This is a genomic window from Rhizobium changzhiense (assembly GCF_013087625.1).
GTDB lineage: Bacteria > Pseudomonadota > Alphaproteobacteria > Rhizobiales > Rhizobiaceae > Rhizobium > Rhizobium sophorae.
Genome location: NZ_JABFCQ010000002.1, coordinates 271,751 through 290,376, shown reverse-complemented (window position 1 = coordinate 290,376; position 18,626 = coordinate 271,751). Strand labels below are relative to the sequence as shown.

Genomic DNA, 18,626 nt, shown 5'->3' with positions numbered 1-18,626 from the left:
TCTTGGCGACTTGCAGACGCCAGTGAGGGATCTAGATTCTCTGGATGAAAACCTTCGAAACCGACAACGGCTCTCGGCAGAATTCGCTTCGTCAGGTGCTGCGCAAGCTCGATAGGGCCGACGGCAGGCAGGCGGTCGCCTTTCGGCTGGTATTTGCTGCCATTGACGTCGCCATTCTCGCCTTCTTCCTGCTCGGCCCGTACATGCGATCCGGTCCGTCCTATCTGATCATCGACTATGCGATAGCAGTGTGGATCGCCGCCGAGATGGTCGGCCGGGCGGTCGCCGCATTCTCTTTGCGCGAGTGGATTCGGCGGCCGATGACCTGGATCGACTTCGTGGTGCTGGCCACGCTGTTGCTGCCGGACCTGCTCTACAATTTCGCTTTCCTGCGGATCATGCGGTTCTGGGCGATCGGCACGAGTCCGCTGCTCAAGGACTTGCTGCGCAAGGCCGGCTATTTATACCTTCTCGACGTCGTCCGGGCGGTGATCAACCTCCTTGTGTTCCTCTTCATGGCAACCGGGTTCGTCTATACGTCCTTCTTCTACAACAGGGAGGGAAGCGAAGGATTCGTCGATGCGCTATACTTCACGGTCGCGACGGTGACGACGACGGGATTCGGAGACATCACGCTTCCGGGAACGCTGGGTAAGCTCACTTCCGTTGTGACGATGATCGTCGGCATCTCCCTGTTCGTCAGGCTTGCTCAGGCAGTCGTCCGCCCTCACAAAGTGACCTATTCTTGTCACCGATGCGGCCTTCAGCGCCATGACGCGGACGCCGTTCATTGCAAGGCGTGCGGAGAGGTCTTGAACATACCGGACGAGGGATCGTGACCGTCGACCCTGGCTAGACGATACGCCAGGAAATCGCACGCAGTCGTTGTCTAGAGCGGTTCAGCTTTTCACGGAAACGCAGAATCGCTCTAACTTTTTGTTTTTACGCGATTCCCGGCAAAAGCGCTTCGCGCTTTGCCCTGGGAAAACCGCTTCGCACTTTTCCTGGAACTGCTCTAAGAGGGCGCCCAAGATCGTATTGGGACAACCAATGAACGTGGCATCTTGCAAGCGAGCCACGTCTTCAGGTTGGAGCGCAGCCCCGCAGATGTTGTTGTGCCAGCTCATTGGTTTGCGCCGCCCCGGCGCACCATTTCAAATCGGGTCCGTCGGATTGTAGCCCGCCCATACCGAGGGAGCACGCCGCCGCCGACATCATCCCCTACGCGAAAGGATTATCCGCATCGTGGGCTGTTGCGAGACCGGTCGCCAGTTCATACGTTCTGTCATCCAACCTCACAGGAGCAGAAGATGCAGATCGACCTCACAGGCAAGACCGCTCTGGTTACCGGATCCACCGAAGGCATTGGATACGCAATCGTCCGCCAGCTCGCGAGGGCGGGCGCGGACGTGGTGGTCAACGGCCGGTCCGAAGATAAGACCGCGAAGGCCGCCGACCGCCTGAAAGGCGAAGGCGCCAAGGGAAGCGTGACCGCGGTGGCGGCAGATCTCGCAACCGCTGGCGGATGTGACGCTCTTGTCGCCCAAGTTCCACATGTGGACATCCTTATCAACAACGCGGGCATCTTCCAGCCGCTAGACTTCTTCGATGCGGACGACGAGGTATGGGACCGCCACTGGCAGGTGAACGTCATGTCCGCCGTCAGGCTTTCGCGCGCATATCTTCCGGGCATGCAGAAGCTCGATTGGGGCCGCGTCATCTTCATCGCGTCGGAATCCGGCTTTAACATCCCGGTCGAGATGATCCACTACGGTGTCAGCAAGACCGCAGACATCGCAGTTGCCCGCGGCCTTGCCAAGCGCATGGCTGGCACGGGCGTCACCGTGAACTCCGTCCTTCCCGGCCCCACGCTGTCCGAAGGCGTCGAGGCGATGCTTGCCGAGGAACGTGCGAAGACGGGGAAACCAATCGAGGAGGTGGCGGCGGACTTCGTCAAGAAGCACCGCGCCGGTTCGATCATCCAACGCGCTGCGAGCGTCGAGGAAATTGCCAATCTCGTCACCTATCTGGCCTCGCCTTTGGCGTCCGCAACGACTGGAGCTTCGATGCGCGTGGACGGAGGCCTGATCGACACGCTCTGACGGCCTCCACCGTCCGGCCACTGCACCGTCTTCGTCGGAAGTTGTCTCCGCAATGCGCTGCCCCACATTCGTGGGCCGCCGCCGGCGATCCCAACATCATCGATGAGCTTAAATCTAATGCGTCGTCTCCTAAACTACGGCACGTCAAGGAACCGCTGGCGACCGCCAAAGTTTAGCTTTGAGAACACCAGCGCAGATGAGTTCAATGGAAAAAGCGGCGAAAGAGTTGGGCGAACAACGTCGACGGCTCGATGGCCGTCGCGTCGCGGCAATCGACGACTACGTTGGGAATTCAGTATGAACACCGAGACGATAATTTTCGGGCCGAGCGACTGGGTCCCGAACAACCCGCATCTTCCTGTATTGCTTTACAGAGGGCTGTTTGCCGACGGCGGACCGACGGATTTCGAACGTCGCTTCGCGGCAAACGGTTGGACAGGCATCTGGGCAAACGGTGTCTTCGATTATCAGCACTACCATTCCGGTGCCCATGAAGTGCTGGGAATTGCACTTGGTAGCGCCACGCTGCTGATTGGTGGTCCCGGCGGTCAAGCAATAGCGGTGGCGGCCGGAGACTGTCTGGTGCTTCCAGCCGGGACAGGGCATCAGAATCTCGGCTGCACGTCGAACTTCCAGGTCATCGGCGCTTATCCTAAGGGACAGCATGCCGACATTCAGACGTCGGCTGCTTCAAGCGAAACGCTGACGAAAATCTCGTCAGTACCCCTACCCCACACCGATCCCGTTCAAGGACCATCGGGATTTCTCATCGAGAAATGGCGGTAGTCATTGGCGCACCGCGATCGCCGATCTGATCGACTCCGCCCCCATCAGCACCACGTCGGCAGCAAAAAGCTAGGCCCGCACCTATGCCGTGGTATGGCTTGTCCTGTCCCTCGGCCCCACTCGTCCTTATCCCTCGACCAATCGATCGCAAAGACGCCTCCATGTAGCGTCGTCGATGCCGTCTTTAAGGCGGCGGTCAGAAGGAGACGAACATGAACCTTGAGACAAAGATGAGCCTGGAAAACACCGCACCCCCTGGCAGACCTCCGCTCGACGAGTTGGTCCCGTCGCGCTACGCGCTGAATATTGGCGAGATCGAGGTGCTGGTGATCAGTGATGGAGTGCTGCCGCTCCCAACCGCGATGCTGGGCCACAACGCCGATCCGGCGGCCCGGGCGGCCTGGCTGAAAGACATGTACCTGCCGCTGGACGCTTTGGATTGGGCGCTGAACGTCGTCGTGGTGCGCAGCGGCAGCCAGACCATACTCCTCGACGCCGGACTGGGGGTCGATCCGGACTTGCACCTGCCGCGGGCCGGGCAGCTGATCAAGCGACTGGAGGCCGCCGGCATCGATCTTGCGTCGGTGACCGACGTGGTGCTGACCCACATGCACATGGACCATATCGGCGGGCTGCTCGTCGACGGGGTGAAGGACCAGCTACGTCCGGACCTGCGGATCCACGTGGCGGCGGCCGAGGTCAAGTTCTGGGAGGCGCCCGATTTCTCCCATGTCTCCATGCCGCCGGGCTTCCCGGACGCGCTTCGGGCAGCTGCCAAGCGGTTCGCGAAAGAATACAGCAGCCATCTCAGGCTGTTCGATGAGGAATACGAGGTAGCGCCTGGCGTGGTCGTCCATCGCACCGGCGGCCACACCCCCGGGCACAGCGTGATCCGGCTGACATCCGGCGGCGACCGGCTGATGTTTGCCGGCGACGCCGTGTTCGCGGTCGGATTTGAACATCCCGACTGGTACAACGGCTTCGAACATGACCCCGAGGAGGCGGCGCGCGTTCGGCTCCGTCTGTTGCGGGAACTGGCCGAGACCGGCGAGCAGCTGGTGGCCACACACCTGCCGTTCCCCTCCGTCGGCCGGGTGGCAGTCGACGGCGACGCCTTTCGCTGGGTAGCGGCTTTCTGGGACTACTGACGTCCTGTCGGGTTAGGACCTCAACAAAATTAGAGCGTTTCCGTTTTTCTCCGAGTGACGAAAACGCTCTATCTCTTTGTTTTCACGCAATTCCGGCAAAACCGCTATGCACGTTTGCTGGAATTACGTTAAGTCAGATCCTGACCCGCCCTGTAATCCCCGCGCCCTGGAAGACCTCTTGGCCGATATCGTCAGCCTTCTATTGCCGTTCTTCGGCCTGATCCTGATCGGTTACATCGCCGCCAAGGCGACGAAGCAGCCGGCTGAGGCGTTGGGCTGGCTGAACACCTTCATCATTTATGCCGCCCTGCCCGCTCTGTTCTTTAAGCTCGTCTCGCGCACGCCGATCGAAGAGCTGACGCGGGTCGATTTCATCGTCACCGATATTGCGGCGACCTATGCGGTCTTCATCCTGCTTTTTGTCATCGGCCGCGTCTTGCGCGGCAATTCGCTTGCCGATTGCACCATCCAGTCCTTTGCCGGCGCCTATGGCAATATCGGCTATATGGGGCCGGGCCTGGCACTCTTGGCGCTCGGCGAAGGCGCTGCCGTGCCGGTGGCACTGATCATCTGCTTCGAGAACGCGCTGCATTTCATCGTGGCGCCGGCGCTGATGGCGGCGGCCGGTGACGACAAACGTTCAACAGGCCAGCTTGCCGCCGATATCGTCCAGAAGGTCGCGCTGCATCCCTTCATCTTGTCGACGGCGCTGGGCTTTGCCATGGCCGCCTTGCACATCGATCAGCCGCCGGCGTTTCAACGCCTCGTCGATTATCTCGCCCAGGCGGCGGCTCCTTGCGCGCTCTTTGCCATGGGCGTGACGCTGGCGCTGCGGCCTCTGAAGCGGATCCCGGCCGAGATCTCCTATATCGTGCCGGCGAAGCTGATCCTGCATCCGATCGCGGTCTTCGTTGCGCTGACGGCGGTGGGTGGTTTCGAGCCGGTCTGGATTCAGGCCGCCGTGCTGCTCGCCTCACTGCCGACGGCGACCAACGTCTTCGTCATCGGCCAGCAATACGGCGTCTGGCAGGAGCGCGCCTCGGCGACGATCCTGATCACGACGGTGTTTTCGGTGGTGAGCGTTTCGCTCTGGCTGATCGTGATCCGCTCAGGCCTTCTTCCGCTTCAGCTTTTCCCGTAGCGAATCCGGAATATCGCGAAAGCCGCGGCCGGGCTCGATGCCCTCGCGCATGACGATGTTGCGCAGCGGCGGTATGGCCGAGAGGATATGCAGGCCGGCAGCCCGCAGCAGCTGAACGGGCAGGAGATCCGAAAGCAGCGAGCGGTTGAGAATATCCACGCTTGCCGTGCGCGTCATGATATCGGCGCGGCGCCGGCGGTCGAAGCTTTCGCCGGCATCGGCCGGCACCGGCAACTCCGCCCTGTCGCACAGGATATCGGCAAGCGCCATGATATCGCGCAGGCTGAGGTTCAGCCCCTGCGCCCCGATCGGCGGGAAGACATGGGCGGCCTCGCCGATCAGCGCGATGCGTCCCTTGCCGAAACGATGCGCCATCATACCGGAGAGCGGCCAGACCTGAACGCCCTCTTCGACATCAACCTTGCCGAGCATGGACTGCATACGCGCCTCGACAAGGCTGCCCAGCTCAGCAAGCGGCAATTCCGAGCGGCTCGCCGCCTCAGCGGGATCCTGCACCCATACCAAGCTGGAGCGGCTCCCCGACAGCGGCACCTGGGTGAAGGGGCCGTGTTTGGTGTGGAATTCGGTCGAGATGTTCTGGTGCGGCAGCGAATGGGTGAAATTCAGCACCATAGCCGATTGCGGATAGGACCAGTTGCGCACGGTAATGCCGGAAGTCTCGCGCAGCTTCGAGCCGCGGCCATCGGCGCCGACGGCAAAATCGGCCGACAGCGTCTCGCCGCCGGCCAGCGTGATCGAGACGGTTTCAGCCGATATTTCGATCGATTCGGCCATATGGGTAAAGCGGGTGATATTGCCCTCGCCGGCTGCGGCCTCTTCGAGGATATCGATCAGCGCCTTGTTGGGGAAATTATAGCCGAAGGCATCGAGGCCGACCTCGGCGGCGCGGAAGGTGGTGGTCGGCGCGCGCAGCAGCCGATCGGTGCCGTCGACGATGCGCATGCTGGTCAGAGGAGCGGCCGCGGGACGGAGTTTTTCCCATAGCGCCAGGCGGTCGAGGAAGCGGATCGATTGATCCATCAGCGCCGTGGTGCGCCGGTCCTCCTTCGGAGCCGAAGGTGCCACCAGCGCCACGTTGCGACCGCCGCGCGCAAGCGCGATTGCGGCGATCATGCCGGCGAGACCGCCACCGATCACCGCCACTTCGAATGTCTTCATGCTACTGTTCCGCCATCGTAAATAGGCGGACCGGCCGCTTATGCGGCCGGCTTCGCCTGACGGCGCCAACTATAGCCCTTGCCGGCGTCGGCGTCACGCACCGCCGGCTGATAATGATGGGGAATGGCGGGAAGACGGTTTTCGGAAAGCCGCTTCAATGCCGTGGCATTGCTGACCGAAAAGCTGTCGATGCCGACGCGCAGCATCAGCGGCACCTGATCGATCAGCACGTCACCGACGGCGCGCAGCTCGTTGGTATAGCCGAGGCGCTGGCGCAGCAGTGAGGCATGGCTGAAGGCGCGGCCGTCGTTGAAAGCCGGAAAGGCGACGGCGACGATTTCGAGGCGATCGAGATAGGGCTCCAGACGGCGCACATCGTCGGCCGGCTTGATCAGCACGCCGAGGCCGACATCGTTGCTTTCGTCGGCCTTGGCGATCAGTTCGTCGAGACCGAGCAGCGGCTTCTGCTCCTCGGTCGCCTTCACCTCGTCGGTTTCGATCACCCAGGGATCGTTTTCGACAAAACCGGTTTCTCTCCAGATCTTCGTCATCATCCCCTCCTTATGCCGCTTCGGCGGCCGAGCCGTAGAGCGCAGTCTTGAACGGCTGCGGTCCGACACGGCGATAAGCGGCGAGGAAGTTCTCGGAATGATTAAGGCGCAGGCCGAGATAGGTGTCGACGATCGTCTCGATCGCGTCCGTCACCCGGTCCGGCTCGAAGCCGCGGCCGATGATTTCGCCAATCGAGGTATGTTCGTCGCCGGAGCCGCCGAGCGTGATCTGGTAGAGTTCGGCGCCCTTCTTCTCGACACCGAGCAGGCCGATATGGCCGACATGGTGATGGCCGCAGGCATTGATGCAGCCGGAGATCTTGATCTTCAGCTCGCCGATCTCGGCCTGGCGCTCGGCATTGCCGAAACGGCGGGAGATTTCCTGGGCCAGCGGAATGGAGCGCGCATTGGCGAGCGCGCAATAGTCCAGCCCGGGACAGGCAATGATGTCGGTGATCAGGCCGGCATTGGCTTCCGCCAGATTGATGGCGACGAGGCCGCGATAGACGGCTTCGAGATCGGCAAGCGCCACATGCGGCAGGATGAGGTTCTGCTCGTGGCTGACGCGGATCTCGTCGAAAGCATACTCCTCGGCAAGATCGGCGATCGCATCCATCTGTGCATCCGAGGCATCGCCCGGAATGCCGCCGATCGGCTTCAGCGAGATCGTCACCATGCCGTAATCGGGGTTCTTGTGCGGCTGCACGTTCTGCTGGACCCAGCGGGAGAAACCGGAATCGGCCTTCTTCCAGCGGGCAAGGTTTTCCCAGCCTTCGGCGCGCTCGGGCAGATCAGGCGGCGCGAAATAGGCAGCGATCGACTGCACGTCCTTTTCCGGCAGCTTGAGCTCGGTATCCTTCAGCGCGGCGAATTCAGCTTCCACCTGGCGCGTCAGCTCCTCGGTGCCGGTTTCGTGCACGAGGATCTTGATGCGGGCCTTGTATTTGTTGTCGCGGCGGCCGTGCAGATTGTACACGCGCACGATGGCCGTGGTGTAGGAGAGCAGATCTTCCTCGGGCAGGAAGTCGCGGATCAGCTTGGCGATCATCGGCGTACGGCCCTGGCCGCCGCCGACATAGACGGCAAAGCCGATCTCGCCCTTGTCGTTCGTCTTCACGTGCAGGCCGATATCATGGACCTGGATTGCGGCGCGGTCACGCTCGGCGCCGGTGACGGCGATCTTGAACTTGCGCGGCAGGAAGGAGAATTCCGGGTGGACCGACGACCATTGGCGCAGGATTTCGGCGTAGGGTCTGGGATCAGCGACCTCATCGGCGGCGGCACCGGCGAAGTGATCGGCGGTGACGTTTCTGATGCAATTGCCCGAGGTCTGCAGCGCATGCATCTCTACGCTGGCAAGGTCGGCCAGCGCATCGGGAATATCGGACAGTTTCGGCCAGTTGAACTGCAGGTTCTGGCGCGTGGTGAAGTGGCCATAACCGCGGTCATAGGTGCGGGCGATATGGGCGAGCATGCGCAACTGGCGCGAGCTCAGCGTGCCATAGGGAATGGCAATGCGCAGCATATAGGCATGAAGCTGCAGGTAGACGCCGTTCATCAGGCGCAGCGGCTTGAACGCGTCCTCGGCGAGCTCGCCGGAAAGGCGGCGCTGGACCTGATCGCGAAACTGCTCGACGCGCTCGGTAACAAAGGCATGGTCAAATTCGTCGTAACGGTACATCGTCTTCCTCAGACTGCAATGAATTCGGGATCGGCAGGAGCGTAGCCCGGGGCATATTCCATGGTCGGGCCCTGCGCACGGATGCGCTCGCGAAGGCGAAGCGGCCAGAGAATGCCGTTGGTTTCCTGAACGTCGACGACGGCGACGTCAACGACCTCGTTGTCGGCATAGGATTTCTTGCCGATCTCTTCCAGCGCCGCAACGGCCTCGGCATGACGGGCAACGAGCGCCTCCTGCAGCGAGGTGGACCACTTGCCGTTCGCATCCAGCCAGACGGCAATGCCGTCCGTCAGCCGGTTGGCGGTCAGAACCTTGTCACCCATATTCAGCTCCTTGCAAGTTCCTCGAGCCGGGCGTTCGCGCGCACCAGTGGCTCGGACAGTTCGAAATTGGCGCCGGCGACCGCATCGCCGATGATGACCATGACAGGTCCGGTCAACTCGTCGCGGCGCTGCAGATCGGGCAGATCGGCAAGCGTGCCATGCAGCAGGCGGCGATCGGCGCGGCTGGCATTTTCGATGACGGCGACGGTGGTTTCCGCAGGAATGCCCGCCTGCATCAGCCGCTCGGCAACGGAGGCAGCGACCGTGCGGCCCATATAGACGGCAATCGTCGCGCCGGAGACGGCAAGGCTTGCCCAATCAGGCAGCACGTCGCCGGTAAGATCATGGCCGGTGGTAAAGACCAGCGAGGAGGCGACGCCGCGCAGCGTCAGCGGCAGCTCGAAATCGGCAGCGGCGGCGAAGGCCGAGGTGATGCCCGGCACGACCTCATAGGTGACGCCGGCGGCGCGCAGTGCCGCCATCTCTTCCCCTGCCCGGCCATAAACCAAGGGATCGCCGGATTTCAGGCGGACGACGCGCTTGCCCTGGCGACCGAGATCGACCAGCAGGTCGTTGATCTCTTCCTGGGACTTCGAGTGGCAGCCCTTGCGCTTGCCGACGGAAAGCCGCTCGGCATCACGGCGGCCCATATCGACGATCGCTTGCGGCACCAGCGCATCATAGACGATGACATCGGCTTCCATCATCACGCGCTGCGCGCGCAACGTCAGAAGATCCTCGGCACCCGGACCAGCGCCGACCAGCCAGACGTGGCCGGCGACCTTGTCCATCGCGTGCAGCAGCCGATCGGCGGCATGGCGGGCCTGCGGCAGGTTGCCGTTGGCGACCGCATCGGCAACGGCACCGGAAAAGAAACGGCGCCAGAAGACCCGGCGGGAGACGCCTCTCGGAATCAGTTGTTCGACGGCCTTGCGGTAGCTCGTTGCCAGCCCGGCAAGGCGGCCGAGCGAGGGCGAAAGAAGTTGGTCGATCTGCGCGCGGATCATCTGCGCCAGAACCGGCCCGGCCCCTTCGGTGCCGATCGCAACGGCGACGGGCGCGCGGTTGACCAGCGCCGGCGTGAAGAAATCGCAGTAATCGGGCTGATCAACGGCATTGGCCGGAATTCTGGCGGCACGCGCAGCGTCGACGATGCTGCGGTCGTCGGCTTCATTGCCGGTTGCGGCGAAGACGAGTGCTGAACCCTCGACCTGTTCGGCGGAGAAGGCAGCGCGAACGGTCTCGATACGGTTGGCGATCAGGAAGGCGTGGTAATCGGCTTCCGGCCGGTCGGCATAGGCGACAATCCGCGCCTTTGTGTTCAGCAGCAGGCGCACCTTGGCGAAAGCTTCGTCGCCATTGCCGAAGACAGCCGTCTTCTGGCCTTCCACGCGAAAGAAGGCGGGAAATACCGAAAGCTGTTCAGTCTTGGGAGGCATCATCAATCCACTTCGAAGTTGCCGGAATATGCCCTTGATCGACAAGGGATTGAAGGAACAGAAATTCGAAAGCCCAAGCAAGCAGGTATTCTTTTGCTCGTGCCGTCGGTGATTTGAGAAAAGTCACCCGTGCTGCCGAAAAGCCGCATATTTCCAGCCCGTTTGCTGCAATGCAGTATAAAGCCTGTGACAAAAGACGTCCACCGGTGCTTCACGCATTTCACTCGCGCCGCCAAGGCGATAGACTGAGGAAAACTGGAGGGCCCTCATGCCTGATAAGACCATTGCCTCCCGCCTGCTTCAGGTCATGGAAGACGATATCCTGCCGCTGACGGAGCGTGGCGTTTCGCTTGGGAATAAGGTGTTCGGTGCGGCGATCTTAAGGAAATCCGATCTTTCGCTTGTCGTCGCCGAGACCAATAACGAGCTGGAGAATCCGCTCTGGCACGGCGAGGTGCATACGCTGAAGCGTTTCTACGAGCTTGGCGACAAGCCGCCGACCAAGGATCTGATCTTCCTGTCGACGCACGAACCCTGCACCATGTGTATGTCGGCGATCACCTGGGCGGGATTCGACAATTTCTACTATTTTTTCAGCCATGAGGATTCTCGCGACGCCTTCGCCATTCCGCACGATCTGAAGATCCTGAAGGAAGTCTTCGGGCTTGAACCCGGCGGCTACCGCAGGCAAAACGCCTTCTGGAACAGCTTTGCCATCGCCGATCTCGTCGAGACCGAGGAGGCTCAGCTGAAGACCGCGCTGAAGACGCAGACCGCCCGCATCAAGGCGCGCTACGACGCGCTGTCGACCAGCTACCAGTCGTCGAAGACCGCCAACGACATTCCACTGAACTGAAGCCCCCTGACCTGAGGCAACATGCAACCTTCCAAAGACATTTCGCGGCTGATCGAGATCATGGCGGCGCTGCGCCATCCTGAAACCGGCTGCCCCTGGGACATCGAACAGAACTTCGAGACGATCAAGCCCTATACGATCGAAGAGGCCTATGAGGTCTCCGATGCGATCGAGCGCGGCGATATGGACGACCTCTGCGACGAGTTGGGCGACCTGCTGCTGCAGGTGGTCTTTCACGCCCGCATGGCCGAGGAGGCCGGCGAATTTTCCTTCGGCGACGTGGTCAACGCCATCACCACCAAGATGATCCGCCGCCACCCGCACGTCTTTGCCCGCTCGGCGGCGGATACGCCAGACGCGGTCAAGAGACAATGGGACGAGATCAAGCAGGCGGAGAAACGCGAGCGCGCTGGGCGGCGGTCACGGCGCGGCATCACCGAGGACTTCAACAGTGGCTTCCTCGGCTCCGTGCAGCGCAGCTTCCCGGCATTGACGGAAGCCTTGAAGTTGCAGGAACGCGCCGCCAAGGTCGGCTTCGACTGGTCAGCGCCAGAGCCGATCCTCGACAAGATCGAGGAGGAGATCGGTGAATTGCGGGCGGCACTCAGGGAAGGCGATCAGGCAAAGGTCAGCGACGAACTCGGAGACCTGATCTTCGCCGTCGTCAATATCGGGCGGCATGTGAAGGCGGATCCGGAGCAAGCAGTGCGGGGAACGAATACGAAATTCCGTCGTCGCTTCAGCCATATAGAACAGGTTCTTGAAGAAGAGGGCGAGACGCTGGAGGCGGCCACTCTCGAGCGCATGGAAGAAATTTGGCAGGCGGCGAAGGCGATTGAAAGAGCTGTGACGTCGGGGGTTGAGTGAAGTGAAGCACAGCGTTGCCACATCTCCCTTCTCCCCAGCGGGGAGAAGATGCCGGCAGGGCAAATGCGCTTAGCGGAAGCGAAGAGCAATGAAAGGCGTGCCGTGTGGCCCCCTCATCCGCCCTACGGGCACCTTCTCCCCGCTGGGGAGAAGAGGGAGCAAGAAGGCACGCTTACCGCTCCCAATCTTCCTTTGAAGATTTCTGTCCGTTGCCGATGCGGCGTTCGAGTTCGGTTGCCTCGGTTTCGGACAGGCGTAGATCGAGGGTGATCGTGCCGTCTTCATTGTCCTCGCGGCCGTCGACGATCGCGTGATCGTAAAGCCAGGGTAGCAGCGCCAGCTTGTCGACCGGAAGGCGGATCGTTGCCACGGTCATCACGCCTGACAGTCTGCGGCTGATCTCTTCCATCAGCGTGTCAACGCCCTCGCCGCTGACAGCGGAAACCGCGACCACGTTGCTGGCGCCGGCCGATTTCTGCACCATGGTGTCGTGCACCTCGGGCTCCAGCCGATCGATCTTGTTCCAGACCTCGATCAGCCGTTTTTCGGCTTCGGCCTCGTCGATGCCGAGATCGTTCAGGATGCGCATCACGTCGGAGCTCTGCGCCTGGTTGTCGGCATCGGACATGTCGCGGACATGCAGGATGAGGTCGGCTTCCAACACCTCTTCCAGCGTCGCCCGGAAGGCGGCGACCAGATGGGTCGGCAGGTCGGAGATGAAACCGACGGTGTCGGAGAGGATGACGGTGCGGCCGTGCGGCAGTTTCATGCGCCGAAGCGTCGGATCGAGCGTGGCAAACAGCATGTCTTCGGCCAGCACGCCGGCGCCGGTGATGCGGTTGAACAGCGTCGACTTGCCGGCATTAGTATAACCGACCAGCGCCACGATCGGGTGCGGCACCTTGCGGCGCTTGGCTCGGTGGAGCTGGCGGGTGCGCACGACCTGCTCCAGCTCGCGTTCGAGCTTGATGATGCGGTCCTGCAGCATCCGCCGATCGGCTTCGATCTGGGTTTCGCCGGGGCCGCCCATGAAGCCGCCGCCGCCGCGCTGGCGTTCAAGGTGGGTCCAGCTTCGGACCAGGCGGCCCTTCTGATAATTCAGATGCGCAAGATCGACCTGCAGCGTGCCTTCCTTGGTGGAGGCGCGGCGGCCGAAGATTTCGAGGATGAGGCCCGTCCGGTCGATGACCTTGGCGTTCCATTCCTTTTCGAGGTTGCGTTGCTGCACCGGCGTCAGCGGATGATCGACGATGACAAGACCGGAATCGCGCTCGTCGAGCAGCGCCATGATCTCCTCGATCTTGCCGGTGCCGAGCAGTGTGGCCGGTCTCGGGTCATTGACCGGGACGATCTGGCCATTGACGACATCGAGGTCGATCGCCTGGGCAAGGCCGGTCGCCTCTTCGAGCCGGCTTTCCGGCGTGCGGGTCGAGGCCGATTCGCTTTGGCCGCCGCGACTGCGCGATTTCAGAACCGGCACGACGACAGTCGCGCGCATGTCGTCCCTGTGCTTGGCGGCTTCAGGGATGATCGAATCGTTCTTGGTATCGCGTGTCGAAATGACGGCTGATCCTGTTAGGACGCTGCTTCTTCGCTCTCGAACATCTGCATGGGTTGGCCCGGCATGATCGTCGAGATCGCATGCTTATACACGAGCTGCGAATGGCCGTCACGGCGAAGAAGAACACAGAAATTGTCAAAAGACGTAACAACGCCCGTGAGTTTCACGCCGTTGATCAGAAAGATTGTCAGGGAAATCTTTTGCTTGCGAACAGTATTGAGAAATAAGTCCTGAAGATTCTGAGAACGTTCCGCCATCGCGCCGCTTCTTTCTTTATTGCCGACCTGATCTGGCCGGTAGAATATCAATCAACCTCACCATGCGAAGACCGGTGGCTTCCTCATTCCACCTGTCCAGCAAATCTTGGTATCAAATCGCAATCTTTTCCGCAACGTCGAAAAAGGCCTCGCGGACTTTCTGCGAAACGCTGCCCGGATGGCCGTTGGCAATGGGCTGGCCATCGACGGAAACGACCGGAAAACAAATGCTTGTGGCTGCAGTGAGGAAGACCTCGCGGGCTGCGAGCATCTCCGAAACGGAGAAATTCCGCTCCGCGATACTCAACCCCAGCTTGGCTCCGACATCCATCAGAGTGGTGCGGGTAATGCCGCGCAGGATGCCGTGTTCGGCCGGGCGCGTCACCAGCGTTCCGTCCGGATCGACGATCCAGACATTGGTCGCCGCCCCTTCCTTCACCATGCCGTCGCCGTCGACATAGATCGCTTCCTGGGCGCCGGTCTCCTTTGCCTGCTGGCGGGCCATGGCATTCGGCAGCAGGCCGACGGACTTGATGTCGACGCGGTCCCAGCGATTGTCGACAAGGGTGATCGCCTTGATGCCGTTGGCGTTCTTGGCGGCGATGATCCTGGCATCGGTGCTCTTGGCGGTGATCACCAGGGAGGGCGGCGTTCCCTCGGCCGGGAAGACATGATCGCGGCGGGCGACGCCGCGCGTCACCTGCATGTAGAAAAGCCCGTTGCGGACATGGTTGCGGCGCAGCGTCTCGCGAATGACCTGCGTCAGTGCCGCCCGGCCCATCGGCCAGGCGATGCGCAACTCACTAAGCGATCGGTCGAGACGGTTCAGATGGCGCGTGAGGTCGACGATATAGCCGTGGCGCACTTCGCAGACCTCGTAGACGCCGTCGGCAAACTGGTAGCCGCGATCTTCGATATGCACGCTGGCATCGGAATGCTTGACGTAACGGCCATTCACATAGGCAATTCTCGGCATGGGAAACCTGATCTTCCGGGAAGCAATATGGGACGCGGCGCGACGGCAGCCGCGCCGGAAACGATCAGACGCCGAGCGACTTCAGCTTGCGGTGTAGCGCCGAACGCTCCATGCCGACGAATTCCGCGGTGCGCGAGATGTTGCCGCCGAAGCGGTTGATCTGGGCGATCAGATAATCCTTCTCGAACATCTCGCGGGCTTCGCGCAGCGGCAGCGTCATGATGTGATAGTCGTTCTTGGCGGACACCTTCGGCAGCATGTCGCCGAGATCGGTCGGCAGCATGTCGGCGGTGATCGGCGCATCGGGGCCGTCGGTGCGGGCAAGGATCATCAGCCGCTCGATATTGTTGCGCAGCTGGCGGATGTTGCCGGGCCAGTCATGCGCCTGCAGCACCGCCATGGCGTCATCGCCGATGCGGCGCGGACGGATGCCGGCCTGCTCCGATATCTGGCGCATCAGCTGATCGACGAGGAAGGGAATGTCCTCGCGCCGTTCGGCTAGTGCGGGCACACGCACCGGCACGACGGCAAGGCGATGATAGAGATCCTCGCGGAACCAGCCTTCGGCGATGCGGCTTTCGAGATTATAGGCGGTCGAGGAGATGATGCGGACATCGACCTTGACGCGCTTGGAACCGCCGACCCGCTCGAACTGCTGATCGACCAGGACGCGGAGGATCTTGTTCTGCGTCTCGCGCGGCATTTCGCCAACTTCGTCGAGATAGAGGATGCCGCGATGGGCTTCCTCGAGCGCGCCGATCTTGCGCGCCTGGCCGGGCGTGCCCTCGGTGCCGAACAGCGCCACCTCCATGCGTTCGGGCGTGATGTTGGCGGCGTTGATCGCAACGAAGGGGCCGTTGGCGCGGGCCGACTTCTTGTGGATCATCCGCGCCACCAGCTCCTTGCCGGAACCGGAGGCGCCGAGGATCATGATGCGGCTGTTGGTCGGCGAGATCTTCTCGATCGTCTGGCGCAGCTGCGAAACGGCGACCGAGGTGCCGATCAGCTCCAGCGCGTCGCCGGTGCGGCGCTTCAGATCCGAGACTTCGCGCTTCAGCTTGGAATTCTCCAGCGCACGTTCGGCGATCAGGATCAGCCGGTCGGCCTTGAAGGGCTTCTCGATGAAATCGAAGGCGCCACGCTTGATCGCCGAGACGGCGGTCTCGATGTTGCCGTGGCCGGAAATCATCACGACGGGCAATTCCGGATGGCGGGTCTTGATCTCGTCGAGCAGCGACAGGCCATCGAGCTTGCTGCCCTGCATCCAGATATCGAGGAAGATCAGCCGCGGCACGCGATCGGAAATCGCCGCCAATGCGCTGTCGCTGTCATGGGCCGTGCGCGTCTCGTGTCCCTCGTCCGAGAGAATGCCGGAAACGATCTCGCGAATATCATGCTCATCGTCGACGACGAGAATATCAGAGGCCATAAACGCTTTCCTTGTCATTAGATGCGGGAGCAGCAGGCGTCGGATCAAGGCGTGGCAGATGCACGCGGATCATGGCCCCTCTTCCCCGGTCAAAATCGGCGGGCGCATCATGCAGCTCGAGCTGCCCGCCATGTTCCTCGATGATCTTCTTGACGATGGCGAGGCCGAGGCCGGTGCCCTTCTCGCGCATCGTCATATAGGGTTCCAGAATGCTGTGGCGGTTCTCCACCGGCAGGCCGCGGCCATTGTCGATAACGTCGACGGTGAAGCGGTCGCGGCCGGTATCGAGTGCGGCGCGGACGAGAATCTTGCGTTCGTCCCGCTCATCGCTCGGCACGGCCTCGATCGATTCGACGGCATTCTTGATGAGATTTCCGAAGGCCTGGCCGAGCATGCGGCTATCAAACAGGCCCTCCAGCGGCTGGTCGCCGAAATCCTGCTCGAAGGTGACGTGATGGTTGCCCATCTCGCGCAGGAAGATCGCGTCGCGCAGGATATCGCGCAGGTCGCTCGGCTCCTTGGTCGGCTTCGGCATGCGGGCAAAGGCGGAGAATTCGTCGACCATGCGGCCGATATCGCCGACCTGGCGGATGATCGTATCGGTGCATTGGTCGAAGACGGTCCGGTCGTTCGGGTCGATCTGCTTGCCGTAACGCCGCTGGATGCGCTCGGCGGAAAGCTGGATCGGGGTCAGCGGGTTCTTGATCTCATGGGCGATGCGCCTTGCCACGTCGCCCCAGGCGGTCGAGCGCTGGGCGATGACGAGATCGGTGATGTCGTCGAGCGTGATCACGTAGGATTCGCTCATGTCGCGCACTTCCTCGCGGGTGACCTGCACGCTCAGCGTCCGCACAGTGCCGCCACGCACCAACGCGATCTGCTTGCGGAAATCGCCGCGATGACGCGACGCCGCCTCGGTCAGCACGTGATCGACCTCAGGCGCGATATCGACCAGCTGCTTGCCGAGCATCTCGTCGGCCGACAGCGACATCAGCGTTTCGGCCGAACTGTTGACGATGGCTATGCGGCGATCCTGTTCGACGCCGATGACGGCGGCGGTGACGCCCGACAGCACCGCTTCGATGAAGCGGCGGCGGTCGTCAACCTCGTCCTTGGCTTCGAGGATCTCGTCGCGCTGGGTGCGGATTTCCGAGATCATCTTGTTGAAGGTGCGCGAGAGATTGGCGACGTCGCCGTCAACGGCATGCACCGGCACGACGATGTCCATATTGCCCGATGCAACGCTGTCGGCCGCCGTGATCAGCAGCCGGATCGGCCGGACGATGCGGTCGGCGACGGCGATCGCGGTCCAGATCGCCGCCAAGAGCACGATCAGCGCGAAGCCGATATAGAGTACGGCGAAGGCGACCTGCAGCGAGAAGCGGTTGGCCTCCATCGAACGGTATTCGGTGGCGTTCTCCTCCATCATCCGCATGGCGCCCATGACCTTGGGATCGACGGCGCGCACCGTATACAGAAAGGTGCCCTGGATGGCATCGAGCTTGATGATGGCGCCGACGAGATTGGTGACGCCGGGCGGGATCAGCGTCGGCTGGCCGGCGGCCGCCTTTTCCAATGCGTCCTGCGGGATGGCCGGCAGCGGCTTTTCGGTGGCGATATCGGCCTGGACGATCACCGAGCCGTCGCGCTCGACGAGGAAGGCGCCGAGCAGGCCGCGGCCCCTCGCCTGGCGGGTCATCAGATCGGAAAAGCCGGTCCTGTCGAGGCTGTAGAGCGCGCGGTTGCGCTCCAGGTCGTTGGCCATGGAGACCGTCTGCCCCTGCAGGTAGCTGGCATTCTCCATCATGTAGGCTTGGCCGATATTGCGCGACGAGCTGACGATCGACTGGGTGCGCAGGGCAAACCAGCGATCAAGGCCGGCGTTCAGCGTGATACTGGCGAAGATGGCGACGAGGATCGCCGGCGTGATCGCCACGATCGAAAAGAGCACGACGATGCGGATGTGCAGGCGGGCTGCCGCACGGCCACGAGTGCGGGCTTTCAGCAGCCTTGCCACCTCGCGGCCGATCAAGGCGAGCAGCGTCAGGACAAAGAAGGAGTTGACGATCACCGAGGTGATGACGACATGCGACGTCGGGGCGATCGGCGTCAGGCCAAGCAGCACGAAAAGCGTGGCCGTGGCACAGAGAAGCGCGCCGCCGGCGAGTACGAGGCCGGGCACGGCAAAAAGCGCGCGGCGGTCGGTCACCGTCGTCACCGTCTCGCCCGCCGCCGCCGCCGCCGGCGATACCCCATCCTGCGTCATTCGGCCTCTCTTCAGACGGCACCCGCCGCCCTCGCCATCCGATCGAAAACCAAGCAACGCCGGC

17 protein-coding genes are annotated in these 18,626 nt (G+C 62.2%); 7 read left to right on the top strand and 10 right to left on the bottom strand.

Going from position 1 to position 18,626, the window contains the following annotated elements; genetic code table 11:
- Positions 1-44 precede the first annotated feature (44 nt).
- The 5 genes from G9X68_RS10835 to G9X68_RS10815 all read left to right on the top strand — a co-directional run bounded on the left by G9X68_RS10835 (position 45) and on the right by G9X68_RS10815 (position 5,177).
- Positions 45-839: a potassium channel family protein gene (locus tag G9X68_RS10835; RefSeq protein ID WP_171602371.1), complete on the top strand. Its 795-nt coding sequence runs from the start codon at positions 45-47 to the stop codon at positions 837-839.
- A 471-nt stretch (positions 840-1,310) separates the two neighbouring features.
- Entirely contained in the window at positions 1,311-2,102 is a 792-nt protein-coding gene (locus G9X68_RS10830; protein WP_171602370.1) for an SDR family NAD(P)-dependent oxidoreductase, read from the top strand.
- A gap of 297 nt (positions 2,103-2,399) precedes the next feature.
- Positions 2,400-2,888 carry a cupin gene (locus G9X68_RS10825; protein ID WP_171602369.1) on the top strand — a complete coding sequence of 163 codons (489 nt, stop codon included), beginning with the start codon at positions 2,400-2,402 and terminating at the stop codon, positions 2,886-2,888.
- Positions 2,889-3,100: 212 nt separating this feature from the next.
- The gene (locus G9X68_RS10820) at positions 3,101-4,036 is read left to right on the top strand and encodes an MBL fold metallo-hydrolase (protein ID WP_171602368.1); all 936 of its coding nucleotides are present in this window, start codon (positions 3,101-3,103) and stop codon (positions 4,034-4,036) included.
- A gap of 178 nt (positions 4,037-4,214) precedes the next feature.
- Positions 4,215-5,177, top strand: a complete 963-nt coding sequence (locus tag G9X68_RS10815; RefSeq protein ID WP_171602367.1) for an AEC family transporter — start codon at positions 4,215-4,217, stop codon at positions 5,175-5,177.
- On the opposite strand, the gene G9X68_RS10810 is transcribed toward G9X68_RS10815, so the two are convergent.
- Genes G9X68_RS10810 through cysG form a run of 5 tightly spaced genes read right to left on the bottom strand, consistent with a single transcriptional unit; the run spans position 5,145 to position 10,350 of the window.
- The gene (locus tag G9X68_RS10810; protein WP_171602366.1) at positions 5,145-6,356 is read right to left on the bottom strand and encodes a UbiH/UbiF family hydroxylase; all 1,212 of its coding nucleotides are present in this window, start codon (positions 6,354-6,356) and stop codon (positions 5,145-5,147) included. The two genes, G9X68_RS10815 and G9X68_RS10810, sit on opposite strands and share 33 nt — an antisense overlap.
- 38 nt (positions 6,357-6,394) lie before the next feature.
- Complete coding sequence (locus G9X68_RS10805) at positions 6,395-6,907, bottom strand: DUF934 domain-containing protein (protein ID WP_171602365.1); 513 nt, start codon at positions 6,905-6,907, stop codon at positions 6,395-6,397.
- 10 nt (positions 6,908-6,917) lie between these two features.
- The gene (locus G9X68_RS10800; protein WP_171602364.1) at positions 6,918-8,588 is read right to left on the bottom strand and encodes a nitrite/sulfite reductase; all 1,671 of its coding nucleotides are present in this window, start codon (positions 8,586-8,588) and stop codon (positions 6,918-6,920) included.
- Positions 8,589-8,596: 8 nt separating this feature from the next.
- Complete coding sequence (locus G9X68_RS10795; RefSeq protein ID WP_171602363.1) at positions 8,597-8,911, bottom strand: DUF2849 domain-containing protein; 315 nt, start codon at positions 8,909-8,911, stop codon at positions 8,597-8,599.
- A gap of 2 nt (positions 8,912-8,913) precedes the next feature.
- Positions 8,914-10,350, bottom strand: coding sequence for a siroheme synthase CysG (cysG, locus tag G9X68_RS10790; protein ID WP_171602362.1), 1,437 nt, complete (start codon positions 10,348-10,350; stop codon positions 8,914-8,916).
- Positions 10,351-10,618: 268 nt separating this feature from the next.
- On the opposite strand from cysG, the gene G9X68_RS10785 reads away from it, so the two are divergent.
- On the top strand, positions 10,619-11,206 hold the full coding sequence (locus tag G9X68_RS10785) for a deaminase (RefSeq protein WP_171602361.1): 588 nt from the start codon (positions 10,619-10,621) through the stop codon (positions 11,204-11,206).
- A gap of 21 nt (positions 11,207-11,227) precedes the next feature.
- Positions 11,228-12,073, top strand: a complete 846-nt coding sequence (mazG, locus tag G9X68_RS10780; protein WP_171602360.1) for a nucleoside triphosphate pyrophosphohydrolase — start codon at positions 11,228-11,230, stop codon at positions 12,071-12,073.
- 172 nt (positions 12,074-12,245) lie between these two features.
- On the opposite strand, the gene hflX is transcribed toward mazG, so the two are convergent.
- From hflX to G9X68_RS10755, 5 genes are all read right to left on the bottom strand, one after another.
- Positions 12,246-13,571 carry a GTPase HflX gene (gene hflX / locus G9X68_RS10775; protein ID WP_171602359.1) on the bottom strand — a complete coding sequence of 442 codons (1,326 nt, stop codon included), beginning with the start codon at positions 13,569-13,571 and terminating at the stop codon, positions 12,246-12,248.
- A gap of 77 nt (positions 13,572-13,648) precedes the next feature.
- Complete coding sequence (hfq, locus tag G9X68_RS10770; protein WP_003539403.1) at positions 13,649-13,891, bottom strand: RNA chaperone Hfq; 243 nt, start codon at positions 13,889-13,891, stop codon at positions 13,649-13,651.
- A 112-nt stretch (positions 13,892-14,003) separates the two neighbouring features.
- Positions 14,004-14,867 carry a D-amino-acid transaminase gene (locus tag G9X68_RS10765; RefSeq protein WP_171602358.1) on the bottom strand — a complete coding sequence of 288 codons (864 nt, stop codon included), beginning with the start codon at positions 14,865-14,867 and terminating at the stop codon, positions 14,004-14,006.
- Positions 14,868-14,931: 64 nt separating this feature from the next.
- On the bottom strand, positions 14,932-16,296 hold the full coding sequence (ntrX, locus tag G9X68_RS10760; protein WP_129420810.1) for a nitrogen assimilation response regulator NtrX: 1,365 nt from the start codon (positions 16,294-16,296) through the stop codon (positions 14,932-14,934).
- A complete protein-coding gene (locus G9X68_RS10755) occupies positions 16,286-18,562 on the bottom strand; it encodes a sensor histidine kinase NtrY-like (RefSeq protein WP_171602357.1) in 2,277 nt (758 codons plus the stop codon). The genes ntrX and G9X68_RS10755 overlap by 11 nt, the downstream gene beginning before the upstream one ends.
- Between the last annotated feature and the right edge of the window lie 64 nt (positions 18,563-18,626).

Excerpts from the sequence above, each read along its gene's own strand:
- G9X68_RS10835 (WP_171602371.1), top strand. The coding sequence starts at position 45 with ATGAAAACCTTCGAAACCGACAACGGCTCTCGGCAGAATTCGCTTCGT.
- G9X68_RS10830 (WP_171602370.1), top strand. The coding sequence starts at position 1,311 with ATGCAGATCGACCTCACAGGCAAGACCGCTCTGGTTACCGGATCCACC.
- G9X68_RS10825 (WP_171602369.1), top strand. The coding sequence starts at position 2,400 with ATGAACACCGAGACGATAATTTTCGGGCCGAGCGACTGGGTCCCGAAC.
- G9X68_RS10820 (WP_171602368.1), top strand. The coding sequence starts at position 3,101 with ATGAACCTTGAGACAAAGATGAGCCTGGAAAACACCGCACCCCCTGGC.
- G9X68_RS10810 (WP_171602366.1), bottom strand. The coding sequence starts at position 6,356 with ATGAAGACATTCGAAGTGGCGGTGATCGGTGGCGGTCTCGCCGGCATG.
- G9X68_RS10805 (WP_171602365.1), bottom strand. The coding sequence starts at position 6,907 with ATGACGAAGATCTGGAGAGAAACCGGTTTTGTCGAAAACGATCCCTGG.
- G9X68_RS10800 (WP_171602364.1), bottom strand. The coding sequence starts at position 8,588 with ATGTACCGTTACGACGAATTTGACCATGCCTTTGTTACCGAGCGCGTC.
- G9X68_RS10795 (WP_171602363.1), bottom strand. The coding sequence starts at position 8,911 with ATGGGTGACAAGGTTCTGACCGCCAACCGGCTGACGGACGGCATTGCC.
- cysG (WP_171602362.1), bottom strand. The coding sequence starts at position 10,350 with ATGCCTCCCAAGACTGAACAGCTTTCGGTATTTCCCGCCTTCTTTCGC.
- G9X68_RS10785 (WP_171602361.1), top strand. The coding sequence starts at position 10,619 with ATGCCTGATAAGACCATTGCCTCCCGCCTGCTTCAGGTCATGGAAGAC.
- mazG (WP_171602360.1), top strand. The coding sequence starts at position 11,228 with ATGCAACCTTCCAAAGACATTTCGCGGCTGATCGAGATCATGGCGGCG.
- hflX (WP_171602359.1), bottom strand. The coding sequence starts at position 13,571 with ATGCGCGCGACTGTCGTCGTGCCGGTTCTGAAATCGCGCAGTCGCGGC.
- hfq (WP_003539403.1), bottom strand. The coding sequence starts at position 13,891 with ATGGCGGAACGTTCTCAGAATCTTCAGGACTTATTTCTCAATACTGTT.
- G9X68_RS10765 (WP_171602358.1), bottom strand. The coding sequence starts at position 14,867 with ATGCCGAGAATTGCCTATGTGAATGGCCGTTACGTCAAGCATTCCGAT.
- ntrX (WP_129420810.1), bottom strand. The coding sequence starts at position 16,296 with ATGGCCTCTGATATTCTCGTCGTCGACGATGAGCATGATATTCGCGAG.
- G9X68_RS10755 (WP_171602357.1), bottom strand. The coding sequence starts at position 18,562 with ATGACGCAGGATGGGGTATCGCCGGCGGCGGCGGCGGCGGGCGAGACG.